Below are 1,782 nucleotides of genomic sequence, written 5' to 3'. Positions count from 1 at the left end.
TGTGGGTTTTAAGTCGGTAAGGGAGGCGATCGCTTTCCACTGGGCCTGGGTGATGGGGTATTTACCCATAAAGAAGGGTGGGACAGTTACTTCATGTTGTGGTCTTTCCTTTCTAAATCCTTCCCAATTAAATTTTTTAACCAGTCTTTCGATTTCCTCGTCTTCTGTTCCCATCGTGAATGTACCCCCCGGGATGGCGACCATTTCTAGGGTGATGCCGTTGCCCAAATCTTGGGCGAAATATTGGGACTGCTTCGACTCTTTTTTGATTTGCTCACCCTTCGCATTTACTCCCACGATCTCAAAGTTAAATACTGATAACAGTTGTTTTGGCTCTTCTGGAACGATTACCGATTGTTTTGGCTCTTTTGGAACGATTACCGATTGTTTTAGCTCTTCTGGTTCAAGCTTGAACTGATAGGTAATTGCTCTTTCTAGTTGCTCAAATCCGTTTTCTTTCCAATAATCAAGCCGGTGAATATCTCGCAGATTCAAGCCAACTTCTGCACTTCGCAGATCAGGAATTTCGCATTCTTCTAACCTCATAGGAATAAAAAAAATTGTCCCCGGTAGCATCTGTCCCAAGGTATCAAGTGCAATCCTCAACTCCCGTTGGATGTATCCCTGTTTAGCCGATTTCGCTGACAGACAGGCCAGAAAAATCTGACTAGCTTTAATCGCTTTCGGAATTTCATCTCGCCAAATTTGACCGGGAATCAGGTCTTCTTCATCCAACCAAGGTTTATACCCCGCTTGCTTGAGGCGGTTATACAGTGCCAAAACTGCTGGTTTATCCTCACTAGCGTGAGCTAGGAAAATTTGGATCTCTGACTTCTTCTTCACTTTGGTTTCTACCAGTGTAGTCGCTACTGATTTACTAGGTAACTTAGCAGATTCTAGGGGTTAGAGGTTTAGTCTGGTGAGGAACTAGGGGAATTCCGATAGAGATTTGTGGTTTGCCCATAATAAGCACATTTTTTCCGCCGCCATGCTACCAAATCCATAGCCAAGTATCAACCTTCCAGTTATTTGGCTCTTCTAGGTTCTGTGTGATCAGTTTAACTTACAATATGATCGATCAATCTTTGTGTCCTTTGTGTCTTTGTGGTTCGTTCCACTCACTCGCCAGCAGGACTGTATCCTAGAATACATTTTACCCACCAAACCTGGGAGAGCCGATACTAGGAAAAAATCAAGCCACTACAGTGGCACCCCTGAGATAATCTTCTAGTTGGCGATCATTGTCGTGACTGAGATTGCCTAGAGGTAAAGTTTCGACGCTAAAAGCTCTCACCTCGCTAACTTCTAATGTATCTTTGATCTGAAAATTACCCGCAGCTGTCACTTCAATTAACACTGAAATGGAGTGAATACGCGGATCACGCTCAAAAGAGGAATAAACCCCCACTAAACGCCCTAAACTGACTAAATTTAATCCTGTTTCCTCTTTTAATTCCCTTTGAGCAGTATTAAAAATATCTTCCCCCCAATCGACCATTCCCCCCGGTAGGGACCATTTGCCGGTGTCTCTGCGTCGGATTAAAACAATTGTACCATCAGCAAGCAGCGGAATCATTGTCACCCCAGTTACAGGATGACGAAAGATAATTCCCATCACACTTTTAATAAAATGCCAAACACGACCCATAGGAATTAGGAGATAGGAAGATAGGAAGATAGGAAGATAGGAAGATAGGAAGATAGGGAAATTTTAACTAATACCCCAAAACCCCAAAACCCCAAAACCCCTAACAATATCAATCTTGACATCCTCACCGCCGT

General features: G+C 43.3%; 2 protein-coding genes. Both read right to left on the bottom strand.

Annotation, left to right across the window (positions count from 1 at the left end; translation table 11 throughout):
* Nucleotides 1–843 (bottom strand): TIR domain-containing protein (locus tag MICAI_RS16890; protein ID WP_039900435.1); only part of this gene is annotated, 843 nt, incomplete at its 3' end.
* 349 nt (nucleotides 844–1,192) lie between these two features.
* Nucleotides 1,193–1,648, bottom strand: a complete 456-nt coding sequence (locus MICAI_RS16885) for an NUDIX hydrolase (RefSeq protein ID WP_008204962.1) — start codon at nucleotides 1,646–1,648, stop codon at nucleotides 1,193–1,195.
* Nucleotides 1,649–1,782: the final 134 nt, after the last annotated feature.

The organism is Microcystis sp. T1-4, from assembly GCF_000297435.1.
In the GTDB taxonomy this organism is placed as follows: Bacteria; Cyanobacteriota; Cyanobacteriia; order Cyanobacteriales; family Microcystaceae; genus Microcystis.
This window is presented reverse-complemented; position numbering and strand designations above follow the sequence as displayed.

Bases quoted from the DNA above. Each gene is read 5' to 3' on its own strand.
- MICAI_RS16885 (WP_008204962.1), bottom strand. From the start codon at position 1,648: ATGGGTCGTGTTTGGCATTTTATTAAAAGTGTGATGGGAATTATCTTT.